The sequence below is a fragment of the Ruegeria sp. AE4 genome (genome assembly GCF_056542185.1).
The window spans coordinates 84,612-101,757 of record NZ_JBQFZK010000013.1 but is presented as its reverse complement, the minus strand read 5'-3'; the positions used below and the strand labels follow the sequence as shown (position 1 = coordinate 101,757).

General features: G+C 56.1%; 14 protein-coding genes. 7 read left to right on the top strand and 7 right to left on the bottom strand.

The window, feature by feature from the left end; all coding sequences use genetic code 11:
• Positions 1-7 precede the first annotated feature (7 nt).
• Positions 8-1,159, bottom strand: a complete 1,152-nt coding sequence (locus ACR0EK_RS15380; protein ID WP_480900590.1) for an aminotransferase class I/II-fold pyridoxal phosphate-dependent enzyme — start codon at positions 1,157-1,159, stop codon at positions 8-10.
• On the bottom strand, positions 1,152-1,928 hold the full coding sequence (locus ACR0EK_RS15375) for a FadR/GntR family transcriptional regulator (RefSeq protein WP_480900589.1): 777 nt from the start codon (positions 1,926-1,928) through the stop codon (positions 1,152-1,154). Before ACR0EK_RS15375 ends, ACR0EK_RS15380 begins: the two co-directional genes overlap by 8 nt.
• A gap of 389 nt (positions 1,929-2,317) precedes the next feature.
• On the opposite strand from ACR0EK_RS15375, the gene ACR0EK_RS15370 reads away from it, so the two are divergent.
• Positions 2,318-4,057, top strand: a complete 1,740-nt coding sequence (locus ACR0EK_RS15370) for a type I secretion system permease/ATPase (RefSeq protein ID WP_480484348.1) — start codon at positions 2,318-2,320, stop codon at positions 4,055-4,057.
• Positions 4,058-4,098: 41 nt separating this feature from the next.
• The gene (locus ACR0EK_RS15365; protein ID WP_480967920.1) at positions 4,099-5,373 is read left to right on the top strand and encodes an HlyD family type I secretion periplasmic adaptor subunit; all 1,275 of its coding nucleotides are present in this window, start codon (positions 4,099-4,101) and stop codon (positions 5,371-5,373) included.
• Positions 5,374-5,381: 8 nt separating this feature from the next.
• On the opposite strand, the gene ACR0EK_RS15360 is transcribed toward ACR0EK_RS15365, so the two are convergent.
• From ACR0EK_RS15360 to ACR0EK_RS15350, 3 genes are read right to left on the bottom strand one after another with little or no spacing between them, the layout of a single operon-like run.
• Complete coding sequence (locus ACR0EK_RS15360) at positions 5,382-6,389, bottom strand: ABC transporter substrate-binding protein (protein WP_480900585.1); 1,008 nt, start codon at positions 6,387-6,389, stop codon at positions 5,382-5,384.
• The gene (locus tag ACR0EK_RS15355) at positions 6,368-7,735 is read right to left on the bottom strand and encodes a sensor histidine kinase (protein ID WP_480588529.1); all 1,368 of its coding nucleotides are present in this window, start codon (positions 7,733-7,735) and stop codon (positions 6,368-6,370) included. Before ACR0EK_RS15355 ends, ACR0EK_RS15360 begins: the two co-directional genes overlap by 22 nt.
• Positions 7,725-8,393: a response regulator transcription factor gene (locus ACR0EK_RS15350; protein WP_267366073.1), complete on the bottom strand. Its 669-nt coding sequence runs from the start codon at positions 8,391-8,393 to the stop codon at positions 7,725-7,727. Before ACR0EK_RS15350 ends, ACR0EK_RS15355 begins: the two co-directional genes overlap by 11 nt.
• Before the next feature lie 108 nt (positions 8,394-8,501).
• Here ACR0EK_RS15350 and ACR0EK_RS15345 point away from each other — a divergent pair, with 108 nt between their 5' ends.
• From ACR0EK_RS15345 to ACR0EK_RS15325, 5 genes are all read left to right on the top strand, one after another.
• On the top strand, positions 8,502-9,482 hold the full coding sequence (locus ACR0EK_RS15345) for a tripartite tricarboxylate transporter substrate binding protein (RefSeq protein ID WP_267366074.1): 981 nt from the start codon (positions 8,502-8,504) through the stop codon (positions 9,480-9,482).
• A 65-nt stretch (positions 9,483-9,547) separates the two neighbouring features.
• On the top strand, positions 9,548-10,030 hold the full coding sequence (locus ACR0EK_RS15340) for a tripartite tricarboxylate transporter TctB family protein (protein WP_209597201.1): 483 nt from the start codon (positions 9,548-9,550) through the stop codon (positions 10,028-10,030).
• A gap of 1 nt (position 10,031) precedes the next feature.
• On the top strand, positions 10,032-11,543 hold the full coding sequence (locus ACR0EK_RS15335; RefSeq protein ID WP_480900583.1) for a tripartite tricarboxylate transporter permease: 1,512 nt from the start codon (positions 10,032-10,034) through the stop codon (positions 11,541-11,543).
• Positions 11,536-12,720, top strand: coding sequence for a CaiB/BaiF CoA transferase family protein (locus ACR0EK_RS15330; protein WP_480900581.1), 1,185 nt, complete (start codon positions 11,536-11,538; stop codon positions 12,718-12,720). The genes ACR0EK_RS15335 and ACR0EK_RS15330 overlap by 8 nt, the downstream gene beginning before the upstream one ends.
• Positions 12,717-13,484 carry a citryl-CoA lyase gene (locus ACR0EK_RS15325; protein ID WP_480900579.1) on the top strand — a complete coding sequence of 256 codons (768 nt, stop codon included), beginning with the start codon at positions 12,717-12,719 and terminating at the stop codon, positions 13,482-13,484. The genes ACR0EK_RS15330 and ACR0EK_RS15325 overlap by 4 nt, the downstream gene beginning before the upstream one ends.
• On the opposite strand, the gene ACR0EK_RS15320 is transcribed toward ACR0EK_RS15325, so the two are convergent.
• Both ACR0EK_RS15320 and ACR0EK_RS15315 read right to left on the bottom strand, forming a co-directional pair.
• Positions 13,481-14,677, bottom strand: a complete 1,197-nt coding sequence (locus ACR0EK_RS15320; protein ID WP_480484341.1) for an acetate/propionate family kinase — start codon at positions 14,675-14,677, stop codon at positions 13,481-13,483. The two genes, ACR0EK_RS15325 and ACR0EK_RS15320, sit on opposite strands and share 4 nt — an antisense overlap.
• Positions 14,678-14,957: 280 nt before the next feature.
• On the bottom strand, positions 14,958-17,138 hold the full coding sequence (locus tag ACR0EK_RS15315) for a Tex family protein (RefSeq protein ID WP_480488684.1): 2,181 nt from the start codon (positions 17,136-17,138) through the stop codon (positions 14,958-14,960).
• Positions 17,139-17,146 lie beyond the last annotated feature (8 nt).

Sequence of the window (17,146 nt, the reverse complement as noted above, 5' to 3'; positions counted from 1 at the left end):
AACAGTTCTAAGCCGTGCTTTCGGCGAGAGCCGAAGCAAAATCGGCCCACAAGTCTTCTGCCGACTCGAGCCCCAAACTCAGGCGCACCAGATTGGGTGAGACCCCAAATTTCTGCATTGAGTTCTGTTCGCCAGCCTGAGCAAGCCCAACGCGTGCAGGCAGGATCAGACTTTCGAAGCCGCCCCAGCTCACGCCGAGGCGGAATAGGTTCAAAGCATCAGAAAGTTTTGCGATGTCGACACTGTCATCAAACTCAACCGACATAAGTCCGGACCGCCCCGTCAACCCGGGAACGTCGTTGGCCCCGGGTGAGTTGACTCGCCTCACCTGCGGAACAGTGGCCAGGCGATCGACGAAGATGTTGGCAGTCGCCTGATGCTGCATCATGCGCGCATGCAAAGTACGCAGGCCGCGCGTCAACAGGAACGCTTCAAAAGGTGCCAGTTTAGCACCAAGCAAAGGAAGTGTCAGATCACGGATGCGGGCGATATGGTTTCGGGAGGCAACCACCACGCCCGCAACCGTGTCCGAGTGCCCCGAGATGTATTTCGAGGCTGAGTGGATGATGATATCGATGCCCAGTGTGAGGGGGCGTTGGAACACCGGGCTTGCCCATGAATTATCGATCATCGTCAGCACATTGTGGCGTCTGGCATGCTCTGCGACGCGGCGCAGATCCATCGCCTCAAAAACGACGGAACCGGGACTCTCCAGATAGGCCAGCGTTACATCGGCAAGCAGTTCGGGGTCGTTTTCGAAACGCTCCGGCGCGTGATAGTCGATATGCACCCCGAACGGGCGCAGGATGCGCTCCATAAACCGGAATGTGTCCGGATAGACATGTTTGACGCAGGCAATCCGGTCACCGGGTTTGACAAATGCCAGCAGCGTCGAAGAAATTGCGGCCATCCCGGATGCAAATGCAACGGCTGTCTGACCTTGTTCGGCTTCAGCCATGAGCGTTTCAAACGCGGCGACGGTCGGGTTTTCCACGCGCGTGTAGATGGCTGTTTCTGATTTTCCCGCCATCCGGTCTTCAAAACTCTGATAATTGTCGAAAGTGAATAGTGAGGTTTGAACAATAGGTGGCGTGACCGAACCTGCCGCGTCCGGGAAGGTTGCTGCAAGACGCGTCGAAAGGTCTTCGTAGTCAGACATTCTGGCTTTCCATGATTTCTAGGACTTCTGCTTCGACCATGTCCATGATCTCGCCGACAATCCTTGCGGCTTCTTCTGCTCTGCCAGCGACGACTGCTTCGGCAAGTTGCGTGTGCATTGGAATTGTGGCCTGACCCAAGTGCGGTTGGCCGAATGGTGCTTCGTATACTTCGTTAAAGGCTTCTTGAATCTGCCGGATTAGCTGCCCGAACAATGGGTTTCCGCACGCTTCGTGCAGTGAAGCGTGAAACCGGTAGTCTGCCTGACGCCAGTCCTCACCGGCAGAATGAACAGCTATGAGTTCTGCAACGCGGGCCGAAATCAAAAGCCGCTGCGCGTCTGAGCAATTCAGTGCTGCCAACCTTGCTGCCTCAATTTCCAGTGGCCGACGCACGGCGTGCGTCCGCAAAAGGCTTTCGGCTTCGAGCTTCAGCGTGAATGGAAGGTGGATCGTGTTGGCAGATACCTCGGCCGCCAATCGCGTCCCGGCTTTCTTGTTCCGCACAACGATGCCCATGTTCTGCCAGCTTGTCAGAGCCTCCCGAACCTTCGCCCTTCCGATCCCAAGCTGATTTGCAATTTCGATCTCTGGCGGCAGGCGATCGCCTACCTTCAATCCTTCCAGTTCGATCATTCCAGAGAGAGCCTCCAGAACGTCCCGGCCGCTGCTGCCAGCCGGTAGCACCTTCAAGGTGTTGCCGACACTCTCAGCTTTTTCTTTTGGGGGCGTTCTTTTGACCACGCGCGGCTTCTCCGATTCGTATTTCATTCACTTTTACATTTAATGTAGGACAAAATAAACAATAATGTCCGACATTAAAAAACGCTTGTCATCCTTACAGTTGAAGTCGAAAAATCCGGTCTCGGTCATTTCGCGGCGGGATCAATGCAACCATAATCGCCTGCGGCTTGTTGGCGGGCTGCGGTCTTCGCGCGTCCGTCTATTTGCTGTATTCCGCCCGATTTGCCGTAATCCTGAAACGCCCGCCCAGCGGCGCCTGTAATTGCCGTTAGATTTTTGTCAGCTACGGCTGAATAGTGCTTCTTTACGCTAGGGACCCGCGGTTTCTTGCCCAAAAAAAGATGTGCAAACTTGGCAAGGCTGATCTAACTTTTTAAATGCGGGGGCGCATCTCCGGATAATATGGATTTAAAACATTGAAACCTGAACACCGCGTATCTGCGGCCCCCCGGCATGAACTGCGCAATGTGCGCAATCAGGGGATCGCGTTCCTTGCTTTGGCGTTCTTGTTCAGCATTTTTGTGAACCTGCTTATGCTGACTGGCCCATTGTTCATGTTGCAGGTGTATGACCGGGTATTGGGCTCGCGTGCAGTGGAAACACTGACAGCGCTGTTTTTGTTGGTGGCGTTGCTTTATGCGCTGATGGCGATGCTGGATTTTGCCCGCGGACGCATCGTGGCCCGGTTCGGCGCACGGTTCCAGTCACAGTTGGATGAGCGCGTCTTCGAAGCAACGCTGCGGCGTTCACTTTTGCCGCAAATACGATCTGCCCCGGCAACGGCCTTGCGTGATTTGGAATCCATTCGAAACCTGTGCTCATCCCCCGTTCTGCTGGCGGTGATGGATATTCCATGGACGCCTGTTTTTCTGGGTGCGATTTTCCTGTTTCATCCCTTGCTGGGCTGGCTGGCCGTGGCAAGCGGTGTTCTGCTTGTCGTGATTGCACTGCTCAATCAGGCTCTGACCAGCAGAAAAGTCGCTGAAGCACAAACTGCAGCAGCGCGGGCAAACGCCTTTGCGGAACATGCGAGACAAGCGGCAGAGGTTGTGCGCTCACAGGGTATGCAGGCGGACGTGACAAAGCGGTGGTTGGACCAGCGTTCGAATGCCTTGCGCCAAACCATTTCGGCCAGCGACTGGACAGGCAGTTTTACGTCTTTGACCAAGTCGTTACGACTGTTTCTTCAATCTGCAATGCTTGCCTTGGGCGCGTGGCTGGTTTTGCAAAACGAAATGACACCGGGCGCGATGATCGCGGGTTCAATCCTTTTGGGTCGAGCCCTCGCCCCGGTCGAACAAGCGGTCGGCCAATGGGGCATGATCGAACGTGCGCGAACGGCCTGGACTTCCCTAAGCCGGTTTTTGGATCAGACCCCGCCCGAAGAGCAGCGGATTCGCTTGCCCATCCCGAAGGCACAGTTGGAAGCCAAATCGCTGACTGTCATTCCCCCCGGGGCAACAACGCCAACGTTGCGGAACGTGAATCTGAAGTTGCAACCGGGCAAGGCGCTGGGTGTCATCGGCAAAAGCGGATCGGGAAAGACGACACTGGCCAAGGCGTTGCTGGGGCTTTGGAATCCGGCAGCCGGTGAAATTCGGCTGGGTGGTGCCACTCTGGATCAATATGACTCCAACGATCTGGGCAGCCATATCGGATATTTGCCGCAGCAGGTTACCCTGTTTAACGGGACTGTGGCCGAGAACATCGCCCGGATGTCAGAAAACCCGGATTCCGAAGCAGTGGTGGCCGCAGCCAAGAAAGCCAATGCGCACGACCTGATCCTGTCTTTGGAAAAGGGTTATGGTACCTTCCTTGAAGGCAATGACAGCCAGTTGTCAGGCGGGCAGAAACAGCGCATCGCGCTGGCCCGCGCCCTCTATGGCGACCCTGTTCTGCTTATTCTCGACGAACCAAACTCGGCACTGGACGCGGATGGCACCGAAGCCTTGAACGCAGCCGTGAGGGGGCTCAAGGCGGCCGGCAAAGCCGCGATCATCATGACACACCGCCCGCAGGCCATTTCGGAATGTGACGATCTGGCCGTTGTCGAAAAAGGACAAGTGGTCAGGTTCGGCAGCCGTGACGAGGTTCTCAGCGCAATGGTGCAGAATGCCGGCGCGATTAAGCGCAAGCTTAGCCCCGTAGGTGAATAATGGCAAAAAAGACGACCAAGAAGCAGGCGCAGGCCTGGAGTATGAAAATTCCTGCCTTGGTGGGATTCGCCGCACTTGCCATTTTGGTTGGCGGATTGGGTCTTTGGGCAGTGAAGACGCGCCTCGCAGGTGCGATCGTATCCTCAGGAGTGATCGAGGTACAAAGCAACCGTCAGGTGGTCGAACACCCTGATGGCGGCGTTGTTGGCGAGATATTTGTACGCGATGGTGATGTGGTCGCCTCGGGCGAGATGCTGTTGCGGCTGGATGATACTTTCCTATCGTCCGAACAGACGATTGTGGAAGCGCAGCTTTTTGAGCTTCTGACACGGCGTGTCCGGCTTCAGGCCGAACGCGACGGGCTTTCGTCGCAAGAGTTGGCGGCGCGGTTGCACGAGATTCAGACGGAATACAGCATTGATCTGGACCTGATCGAAGGTCAGCAAAACCTGTTCGACGCCCGGGTGGAAACCCTATCCAAACAGCAAGAACAGCTGAACAAGCAGCTGGTTCAGATCGAGAGCGAGATTGAAGGCACGCAGGCCCAACTCGTTTCGCTGCGCCGTCAGGTTGAATTGATCGAGGATGAGCTGGAAGACCAGCAAAGCCTGTTGAAACGAGGATTGACGCAAACCAGTCGTGTACTGGCCCTGCAACGGGAAGAAGCCAGCCTGACAGGTGAAATAGGCCGACTGGAAGCCGCAGTCGCCCGCCTCAAAGGGCAGATCGCTTCAACCGAGATCCAGATTGTTGAACTGACTGCTACCCGCCGCGAAGAGGCGATTACCACGTTGCGGGACGTACAGGCACAAGTTGCTGAACTATCGGAACGCCGACTGTCCCTGTCCGAGCGGCTGACACGATTGGACATCCGCGCACCGGTCAGCGGAACAGTATATGGAAGTCAGGTCTTTGCCCTTCAGTCTGTCGTTCAGCCGGGTGAACCCATGATGTATGTTGTTCCACAGGATACGCCATTGCTTGTCGCCGCGCGCGTTGACGCGATCCATGTGGATCAGCTGCATGTAGGTCAACCTGTCGCCCTGCGGTTTCCGGCCTTCAATCAGCGTGAAACGCCTGAATTGGACGGGCAGGTCAAAAACGTGTCAGCCGATACATTCACGGATGAAAAGTCCGGCTTTACATTCTACCGCGCCGAAGTGGTTATGAATGATGGCGAGCTGGACCGTCTCAACGGTCAGGAGCTTTTGCCGGGTATGCCTGTTGAGACACTGATCAAAACCGATGAACGCACCCCGTTGTCCTATCTGGTCAAGCCGATGGCCGATTACTTCAATCGTGCATTTAGGGAATGACGGCAGGGCTATCTCTGGATAACTGCGCTTTCCCATTCGGCCAGAAAACGGCGGCGTTTTAATCTGTCCAAAAACGTCAACAGCGCTGGATCAAGCCCGATCGTTTCACGTTCTTCGTCCGTGTCAAAAGGTGCCAAAGGCGGGAGGGTGTGGCCCCCACCTGACTGCGTGGATTGCTTTGATACAAGGTGACGAACAAAAGACGCGGCAAATTCGGGTACGGGTGTACCTTCAAGAACCATCACCGTGCGCATCATGGTCGTCTGAAAATCCGACGGCAGGATAACCTCAAGCGTATCCTTGTGCCCGGCGCGCGCATCCGCATAGCTGCCAAGTACATTATAGGCTACGGCGATCTCACCTTTGACAAGATCATCAATCATGTCGCCGGAACAGCAGTACAGACGCACATCCAACCCGCCCATGACTTCCATCAGACGCCAGAACGTTTCTGACGCACGGGCATCCTGCGTCGCAAACAGATACCCTAGACCGGACTGACGGATGTCATAAGTTCCCACCCGGCCCCGAAAACTGTCCGGTCGCATTCGAAGGGCTTCAATCAATTGCTGTCGGGTCTCTGGGACAGGCGCATCGGAAAAGGCGGCACGGTTAATCACGATGGTCGCGGGCTCGAACGTGAAGGCGAAAAGACTGCGATGCCACTGCGCCCAGGACGGCAGGGATATGTCATCTATCACGCGTCCATAACCGTCATTGGCCAGTTTCAGTTGCAGGTCCATGGCGCTGGAAATGACAATATCGAAATCTTCCGGTGCGGTGCGCACGATCCGATCGATGTCGGCAGTACCCGTCACCAAATACTCGACAGAAACGTCAGGGTTTTCCTTGATAAAGCTGGAAATCATAGGCTCAAACAAAAACGTATCGGTGCTTGAGATGACCCGAATATGAGCCTCGTCTGCTTCGGCGTTGAATACTTGCCGATCCTCCCAGACTTGCGCCAGTGTGACGGCAGGAATCCAAAGGATGACTAAAGCGATAATGTAACGCATGCGCCACCTCCCTGCCTGTTGGACAAGTCAAGCGCTCCACCATGCGCTGTTGCAACGTCCTGCGCGATGGTCAGGCCCAAACCGGACCCAATGGTACCACTTGCGTTCTTACCCCGTTCAAACCGACGCGTGAGAGTGTCAATTTCGTTTAAGGGAAACCCCGGGCCACGGTCTTTTACCCGGATTTGAGCCCGTGGCTCCGACGTGACTTCGATGCGAACAGAACTGTCGGCCGGAGCATATTTAAGTGCGTTGTCAATCATGTTGCGCACGGCGTTTTGAATGAGGATGGGGTCACCTGAATACATGACCTGTGGGTCGCCACAAAGCGACAACGACAAGTCCTTCATCTCGGCAATTGGTGTCAGGCGTTGCACAAGGTCACTGACCAAAGCGTTCAGGTCAATGTCTTCCCGCTCAAGATGGTCAGCCCGGAACGTGATCATCGCATGATCCAACAGCTGTCCTGCTGCACGAGAGCTTTCGTCAATGGCACGCACCATCGAGCGCAGCGCCTCGCGGTTTTCTTCTTTTTCAACCCTTTGTAAAGTGGCGTCAGCATAGGACCTGACCGTAGCAAGAGGGGTGCGAACACGGTGGGCCGCCTCGGCAATAAAGTCTTCTGACTGGCTGAGTGACTGATCAAGCCGACCCATCAATGAGTTCAGCGAAGCAACCAAGGGGGCCATTTCGCGGGGTACCGGCTTTTTGAACGGGCTCAGATCCTGCGGCCCACGGCGGGTGACAGAGGTTGTCAATCTATTCAACTGCCCGATGGTCGAGGACGTCGCCCAGAAGGAAAGAGCGGCAGCAAGGGCAAAGAACCCTACGCCCAGAATCGCTGCATTGCGCGAAATCTGGTCCAGAGTTTCGGCCAACGCGTCTTGTGTCTGCCCCAGCGCGACCACCAGTTCGGTTTGCTTATCCAATCCCACCAAAGTCCGGCTGGCGCTGACCTGACGAATGGTTTCACCGCGAATCTGACTGGAACTGAAAAGCGACTTTCCGTCACGCGGTCCAATGGTCGGTGGAAAATCCTCGTATCCGGAAAGAAACGTGCCGTCCTGAAAAATAGAATAGAAGATCCGGTCGTCCGCAGGGGTGCTTAGCATCGCGAAGGCGGCATATGGGATATCGACCTCCAGCTCCCCTTCCCGCAAAGCGGCCGCATCGAGGATTGAGGCCACTGATGCACCAAGTATGTTGTCTTGCCCCTGTTGCGCGACCTGCGCAGCATAGTTTCGGACTGCGACAAACAGCAGGAACGCAAGTATGGCCGCGCCGCCGATCAGTGTCAGAACCAGCCTGTTCCGCAGCGATCCTGACACATTGGGATCAGGAGGCATGGTCAAGTCTGTATCCCAACCCACGAAGCGTGGTGATCTTCAGGTCCGAGGGTTCCAGATGCTTGCGCAAACGGCCCACATAAACTTCGATCGCGTTATCAGAGACATCATCATCATAAGAAAACAGCCGGTCCGTTAGTTTTTGCTTCGAAAAAACCTGACCAGGTGCGCTGATGAACAATTCCAACAGGCGCAGTTCACGATTGCGCAGCGACACGGTCTCGTCACCCACGGTCAGATGGCCAGCCAGGGGATCGAATACGATGCCGCCGACTTCTATCGTTGTCTTCGTATTCCCGGATTTGCGACGCAGAACTGCGCGGCAGCGCGCTTCCAGCTCGGCATGATCAAACGGTTTGGTGACATAATCGTCAGCACCAAGATCAAGCGAGCCGATTCGATCCGAAACCTGACTGCGGGCCGTCAAAACGATCACCGGCGTGTCCAAATGGCTCGCGCGATGCCGCTTGAGGAAATCGCGACCGTCCCCATCCGGCAGCATGATATCCAGCAGGATCAGATCGTATTCCTGAGTTTCAACGAAGGCAGTTGCATCACCTAATGTAGACGCGTTATCAACCACATGCCCGTCTAACCTCATGCGGGAACTGATTGCGTTTGCGAGGTCTAGATTGTCTTCGACAAGCAGAAATTTCATCGGGCTTTTATACTATTCTCGCGCGTGACAGGTTGATGTCAGGTTGGTGTGTTTTTGTTCTTCCCAATCTGAGCCGCCATGCGGCCCGTTGTCAAATGGGAGGACATCATGACAACATTCGCACTGGGCCGTCGCGCCCTTATCGCAGCTGTAGCTGCAGTAGGTCTTGCAGGACCTGTTCTGGCTGAAGACCAGGTAGTGGACAGCATCCACTTTCTGATCCCCGGCGGCGCCGGTGGTGGTTGGGACGGTACCGCCCGCGGCACCGGCGAAGCGCTGACGAACGCCGGTCTTGTGGGCACCGCGTCTTATGAAAACATGTCAGGCGGTGGTGGCGGCAAAGCCATCGGCTATCTGATTGAAAACGCCGACAGCAACCACGGGACATTGATGGTAAACTCCACGCCAATCGTGATCCGTTCGTTGACTGGCGTGTTCCCTCACAACTTCCGCGACCTGACGCTGGTGTCGGGTACGATCGGTGATTACGCAGCCATTGTTGTCGGCAAAGACAGCCCCATCAACTCTATGAGTGATCTGCTGGCTGCCTTCGACGCCGACCCGGGCAACACGGCCATCGGCGGTGGCTCGGTCCCCGGTGGCATGGACCACCTGGTTGCAGCCATGGTGATGGAAGCGGCTGGGAAGGATGCGCTTGGCGTGAAATACATTCCGTATGATGCGGGTGGCAAAGCCATGGCTGCCCTTCTGTCCGGTGAGATCGCAGCGCTGTCCACTGGTTTTTCGGAAGCCGTCGATCTGGCCAACGCAGGTGAAGTCAAGATCATTGGCGTCACATCGGCAGATCGTGTTGACGCCGCTCCAGACGCGATGACCATGAAAGAACAGGGCATCGACACCACCTTTGTGAACTGGCGTGGCTTCTTTGCGGCCCCAGGTCTGCCTGAAGACAAGCTTGCAGCTTACCAAGCCGCGATTGCAAAGATGTACGACACCCCTGAATGGGAAGAGGTTCGTGCACGCAACGGTTGGGTGAACATCCACAACTCGGGCGATGATTTCCGGTCATTTCTTGAGCAGCAAGAACAACAGATTGGTGATCTGATGAAGAAGCTGGGCTTCCTCTGAATCCAACTTGGGCAGAGCGGTAACCCGCTCTGCCAACCCTGACGACGAAAAAAGGAGGGGGTCCCATGGCGCTGGATCGCTGGATCGCGCTCATTCTTCTGGGTGTTTGTTTAACGTATGGCTACGCCGCTTGGTTCACGATGGACAGTAGCCTGCCCCCTTTCATGCAAAGAAATCCCATATGGCCAAGCACTTTCCCCAAAGTGCTGTCTATTCTGGGGATAGCCACTACCACGATCATTCTGCTGGGCTTTGAAAAGGCTGAACCCAGCGAACCTGAAATCGACTATCGGCGGTTGGGCGATTACCATCTTGGTCAGGCGATCATGTTACTGGTTCTGATGGTCGTCTACGCGTTGTGCCTGCGCCCCGTAGGGTTCCTGATCTCAACTTCGGCCTTCCTCATCTTTGGGTCTTTTATCTTGGGTGAACGAAAATGGCATATCATGCTGCCCGTAGCCCTGATCGCCACCGGTACGGTCTGGTATCTGGTTCAGGAGGTCCTTGGCATCTACATGCGCCCTTTGCCCGGCATTTTCGGAGGCTGACATGCTTGAAGGACTTCTGATTGGCCTGCAAACGGCATTCTCACTGCAAAATCTGCTGATGGTCGTCGCGGGCTGTCTGATTGGCACATTCATCGGAATGCTTCCGGGTCTGGGCCCGATGTCGATCATCGCCATCATGATCCCGGTGGCAATTTCCATGGGTGACCCGTCCGCTGCGCTAATCCTGCTGGCCGGCGTGTATTATGGCGCAATTTTTGGTGGTTCGACCTCTTCTATTCTGCTGAATGCGCCGGGGGTCGCGGGTACCGTCGCCTCCAGCTTTGACGGCTACCCGATGGCCCGTCAGGGCAAAGCGGGCAAAGCCCTGACCATTGCAGCAATCGCAAGTTTTGCAGGCGGTACGTTAGGCGCATTGCTTTTGATGATCTTCGCCCCTGCCCTGTCCTCTGTTGCGTTGCTTTTCCATTCAGCCGAGTATTTCGCGCTGATGGTTGTCGGCTTGTCGGCCATTGCAGCCTTTGCGGGAACAGGTCAGGTTGCCAAGGCTATCATAATGACAATCCTTGGATTGATTATGGCCACCGTCGGTGAAGGCGTACTGTTCAATATGCCTCGTTTCACCATGGGCATCATGGATTTGCAGTCAGGCTTTGGCTTTATCACACTTGCAATGGCCATGTTCGCGTTACCCGAGGCGCTGTTTCTTGTCCTCAAACCCAAGGACCTTAAGGGGGAAGAAGGCGAAATCAAGGACCTGCGCATAAGCAGGGAGGAAGCCAAAGCCATTGCACCAGTGATTGGCCGCCAGTCTATACAGGGGTTTTTCATCGGCGTTCTGCCGGGTGCGGGCGCAACGATTGCCAGCTTTCTGGGCTACGCGGTCGAGCGTAACATCGCCCCAAAAGCCGAGCAGGACGAATTCGGCAAAGGGTCGATCAAAGGGCTGGCCGCGCCTGAAACGGCGAACAACGCCGCCTGTACAGGCTCGTTCGTGCCGCTGCTGACCCTGGGCATTCCCGGATCGGGAACGACGGCAATCCTGCTTGGGGCATTGATTGCTCTGAATGTGACACCGGGCCCACGCCTTATGCTGGACGACCCGCAGATCTTTTGGGCGGTCATCATGTCCATGTTCATTGGCAACCTGGTGCTTCTGATCCTTAATCTGCCGCTGATTCCCTACATTGCCAAAGTTCTCTCGGTGCCGCGCAACTATCTGATCCCCTTTATTTTGTTCTTTACTCTGATGGGGGCCTATATCGGACAGAACAATGCAACCGAACTGCTGATACTGGTGGGTTTTGGGGTATGCGCAACGGCGTTGAAATTCGCTGATTACCCATTGGCACCACTGCTGATCGGTTTCATCCTCGGCGGCATGATGGAAGATAACTTCTCGCGGTCCATGCAGCTGTATGATGGCATCGCCTTTATATGGGAGCGCCCGATGACGCTGGGTCTGCTGGTTATCGCGGCGCTTCTGGTGCTCCTACCCAGCTACCGCGCGCGCCGTGCACAGGCCAGGTCGGAAGGGGTTGCCGAAGGTGACTGATCCGCTGGCGGGAATACGGGTTCTCGATCTGACCAATGTCCTCGCGGGTCCGTATTGCTGTTACCAACTGGCATTGATGGGTGCCGACGTGATCAAGGTCGAACGCCCTGATGGTGGCGACCTTGCTCGTGTTCTGGGTGCTGATCCTGCCAGAAACAAGGCGGGGATGGGGATCAGTTTTCTGGCGCAGAATGCCGGGAAAAAGTCTGTCACGCTGGACATGAAATCGGAAAAGGGCAAGGCGCTGCTGAAACGCCTTGTCCAGTCAGCTGATGTTCTGGTGGAAAACTTCCGGCCCGGAGTAATGGATCGTCTTGGTCTTGGTTATGAAGTTCTGCGCAACGTTAATCCCAACCTGATCTATTGCGCCATCAGCGGGTTCGGGCAGGATGGCCCCCGGCGCGATGATCCGGCTTACGACCAGATTGTGCAGGGTATCAGCGGTGTGATGTCAATCACCGGCGCCCCCGACACGGCACCGTATCGTGTCGGCTATCCGTTGGCGGACACGGTCGGGGGGATGACGGCTGCCTTTGCAGTCTCGGCGGCATTGAACGCCAACCCACGCGGCACCTATCTGGATGTTGCGATGTCCGAAGCCGTTATTTCGACAATGGGCTGGGTTGTATCAAATTTTCTGGTGGGTGGGGTAACGCCCGGAGCGCATGGGAATGAGAACACAACCTCGGCCCCCTCAGGTACGTTTGCCACGCTGGACAGCCCGATCAACATCGCGGCCAATCGGGACGAGCAATGGCAGGCACTTGCCCGCTATCTGGGGCGGGATGACCTGCTGAACAACCCCGACTACGCAACGCGTGAAGACCGCAAAAGAAACCGCCACGCCTTACGCTCAGAACTGGAACGAACCCTAAGAACGAAGGCTGCGTCCGAATGGGTGAGTGCACTAAATGCATTGGGAGTACCAGCCGGACAAGTTTTGACCGTGCCCGAAGCCCTTGCAGACCCGCAACTTTCCGATCGCGGTCTGATTGGCTCTTTACAGGTTCACGGCGAACAGATGCAGCTTGCAGGCAGTCCCGTCGTAATGGATGGCATCCGGCGAATGCCGCAAATCGCACCACCAAAGCTTGGGGCCGACAACAAAGCGGTGTGGTCCGAAATCGGATTGACCGACGCGGAAATCGACGCGCTAAGCAGAGAGGGGATCATATGAGCGATGTGGCAGATTGGTGGGCAACATCCATCATCGATATGGAACCTGGCCGGATAGACCTGCGCGGAGAGCCGATTCAAAACCTGATCGGACGTCTTGGTTTCGCGGAAATGATCTGGTTTATGGTACGTGGAGACCGCCCATCAAAAGCGCAGGCCAAATTGTTCGAAGCCGCGCTGGTCGCGGCAGTCGACCACGGTCCTCAGGCCCCATCGATTGCGACCGCGCGCATGGCGGTTACATGTGGCCTGCCCCTCAACAACGCGATGGCAAGCGCGGTGAACATGTTGGGCGACATTCATGGAGGGGCCGGCGAGCAGGCCGTGGAACTCTACCATTTTGTGGGCCACTACCCTGGCGCTTTGGAGCAGGCAATCGATGCGTGGATCGAAAGCCACGGAAAGATACTTCCGGGTTTTGGGCACAGGTTTCACGCGCCTACAGACCCCCGTGCTCCGTGCCTGATGGACTTGGTCGCCGAAGCGGTGAAAACCGGTGCTTGCGATGGGCAATTCATGCGCATTGCGCAGCAGATCGAGGCAGAAATTGCGCGGCGTAAGGGTAAACCCGTCCCGATGAACATCGATGGCGCAACCGCAGTTATTTATGCCGAGCTTGGGTTTGCGCCACCATTGGCGCGCGGCCTTTTCTGCCTGTCCCGATCAGTGGGTATTCTGGCACATGCCTGGGAGCAGATGCAGCAAGGTGGTCGCAACAAAGGGCCGACCCCACCCTCATATCGCTGGACGTACCAGCCGGGTTAAGCGCTTTTCCGATGGGATCGATTTGCCAACAGATCGGCGGCCGCACGGGCAATAACCAGCTCTTCATTTGTCGGGATAACCATGGCGACCACTCGGGACAGGTCTGTCGAGATGATCCGATCATTGTCCGCGTTGGCATCGGGATCCAGTTCAATCCCCAGCCAGCCCATTCCGGAACATACCCTGTCGCGTACAAGGCGCGAGTTTTCTCCGATACCACCTGTGAAGATCAAGGCATCAATACCGCCCAATATTGCGGCCATTGCCCCAAGTTCGCGGCGGATGCGGAACGTGAAATAGCTAATGGCCTGTCGGCTTTCGCGGGTATCTGCTTTTTCAAGAGTGCGCATGTCGCTTGAAAGTCCCGAAAGACCCAGCAACCCTGATTTGCGAAACAGAAGGTCGGAAATCTCTGAGGCGCTCAACCCTTCCTGATCCATCAGATACAACAAAACACCGGGATCAAGCTGACCGCAACGGGATCCCATCGGCAGACCGTCCAACGACGAAAACCCCATGGTCGAACCGACGGATCGCCCCCCGATCATGGCACACATCGACGCACCGTTGCCCAGATGCGCAACCACAACCCGCCCCGCGTGCAAAAGCGGCGCGGTTTTGGCCAAATGGTCTGAGATGTATTCATAACTAAGCCCGTGAAAACCATAGCGTCGGACGCCTTTGTCGTAATACTCGCGCGGCAGGGCGAATACGTCGTTCTCCCAAGGGTGGTTGCGATGAAAGGCTGTGTCGAAACAGGCAATCTGGGCAGCATTTGGAAAACGTTCCATAGCTGCCTTGACGCCAGCCAGGTTGTGCGGCTGGTGCAGAGGTGCATACGGAGAGAGCTTGTCCAACTCCTCCAAAGCAGCGGCGGTCAACGGCAAAGGCGTATCGATCTCAGGTCCGCCGTGAACAATACGGTGCCCAACCGCGGTGACCTCGCAACTGGGGAAGGCCCGTGACAACAGGTTCAGTACCCAGTCCAGGGCGGCGGCGTGATCGTGAATATCTCCTGCCGTGCCATTCGCCAGAACTCCACCGCCAGATGACCGCGCCTTGACGATTGGCTCAGGCTCACCGATCCGTTCGACCACACCGGTGCACACCATGACTGGATCGTCTTCTGTCAGTTCGAACAGGCCGAACTTCATCGAAGACGATCCGGCATTCAGGGTCACGACATGTGTCATGCATATCCTCTGGTTTGCGAAAAGGTGAAGTTCCTAAGGTTTACTGATCCGCTCTGGTACAAGGTTGAGTTTAAGACATTACCCAAGACTACGAGCCAGCCAACCGCTACAAACCCTGGTCTTTGCAAATCTCCATGGAAGAAAAGATCGTTCAGCCCATTTTTTTCCGGGGTGCCAACATCACCTTCATTCCTGCCAACCTAGTCGTAATCATGGATTGGAACACGTGCAAGGCACTAAGCTGACGCTGTCAAACACGGGTTCCGAAGCAAAGTTCACTTCATCCTCCGCGACGGTTTCCTCCACCCCCTTGTTTTCGCATGGTCAACCCAATGCGTTTTCTCGCGACATCAACATCGACGACACGTACTTTAACCACCTGCCCGGTTTTAACCACGTCATGCGGATCTTTGACAAACCGGTCCGCCAGCTGGCTGACATGAACCAGCCCATCCTGATGCACGCCGATATCCACAAAAGCGCCGAAAGCGGCGACGTTGGTGACTGTGCCTTCCAAAACCATTCCGGGTTTCAGATCGGTGATTTCTTCGATGCCATCGGTGAAAGATGCGGAGACAAAACTGGGTCTGGGGTCGCGTCCGGGCTTTTCAAGTTCGGCAAAGATGTCCCGAACCGTCGGCAGGCCGAAATCCTGAGTTACAAATTGTTCCGCCCGCAACCCCTTTAACGCGCCATCATGGCCCATGATGTGACGGATATCGCGACCGCAGGCGGCAACGACCCGGCGCGCAATGTCATAGGCTTCGGGGTGCACTGAAGACGCGTCTAAAGGCTCTGAACCGTCCCTGATGCGCAGGAAACCGGCGCATTGTTCGAACGCACGTGGTCCAAGGCGGGCGACGGACAGCAAATCCTTCCGCGATAGGAAGGGCCCATTCAGGTCACGGTGGGTGACAATCGCTTCGGCCTGCGCCGGACCCAGACCAGACACGCGTGACAGCAAAGGGGCAGATGCGGTGTTCAGATCAACCCCGACAGCATTCACCACATCCTCGATCGCGGAATCCAGCGACTGTGACAGGCGATGCTGATCCACATCATGCTGATACTGGCCAACACCAATGGATTTCGGTTCGATTTTAACCAGCTCGGCCAAGGGGTCCTGCAATCGGCGCGCAATCGAGACCGCGCCACGTAGCGAGACATCCAGATCAGGAAATTCGCGCGCAGCCAGTTCAGATGCGGAATAAACCGAAGCGCCAGCTTCTGACACCACCACTTTTGTTGGTGCTTTCACCGTCTTGGGTAGAAGTGCAAGAGTGTCTGCAACCAACCTTTCGGTTTCACGGCTGGCCGTCCCGTTCCCGATTGCGATCAGTTCGATCCGATGAGCTGATATCAGATTGAGGATACTGGCCTGTGCACCTCGCAGATCATTCTTCGGCTGAAACGGGTACAAGGTGTCGGTGGCGACAACCTTGCCGGTCGCATCAACAACAGCAGCCTTTACGCCCGTACGAATGCCCGGATCCAGACCCAAGGTCGCCTTGGCACCTGCCGGTGCGGCAAACAGCAGATCCTTGAGGTTTCGCGAGAAGACCTGAATGGCTTCGTCTTGCGCCCGGCTGCGCAGGTCAGCCATCAGTTCGACCATCATGGACAGCGAAAGTTTCACCCGCCAAGTCCAGCCCGCGACTTTGCGCAACCACACGTCTGCTAGCCCAGTGCCACGTGTCTGTAGATGGGCGGCGACAATCGTCTCGGCCCGCGCGGCACCAAACTCCGGTTCAGGCGCGATATCCAGCGTGACGATGCCCTCTTTGGATGCCCGCAGCATCGCCAATGCCCGATGTGACGGCACGTCCGCCCACAATTCGGAATGGTCAAAGTAGTCACTGAACTTGGCGCCGTCCTTTTCCTTGCCTTCTATGACCTTTGCGCTGAGCAGAGCCTCGTGCTGCATGAAACTGCGCAATTCGCCCAGCAGAGCGGCGTTTTCTGTCAACCGCTCGGTCAAAATATCCCGCGCACCGTTCAAAGCATCCCGGGTCGTTGTTACCGCCTCGGTGAGGTACGCCGCGGCTAATATTTCAGGGTCGCAGTTGCGGTCCGCCAGAATAGCGTCAACCAAAGGTTCAAGCCCATTTTCGCGTGCAATCATCGCCTTGGTGCGCCGTTTTGGCTTATACGGCAGATAAATGTCTTCCAACTGCGCTTTGGTTTCCGCGCGCGCAATGGATTTACTCAGATCGTCGGTCAGTTTGCCCTGATCCTTGATCGAGTTCAGAATGGTTTCACGCCGCGCTTCAAGCTCGCGCAGATAAGTCAGCCGCTCAGACAGCAGGCGCAATTGGGTGTCGTCCAATCCTCCGGTTGCTTCTTTCCGGTATCGGGCGACAAAAGGCACGGTTGCTCCTTCGTCCAGTAGCTTGATCGCGGCACCGACCTGCTCGGAACGTGCCTTAATCTCGGTGGCGATAGTGCGGGCGATACGGTCCAATGGTGCCT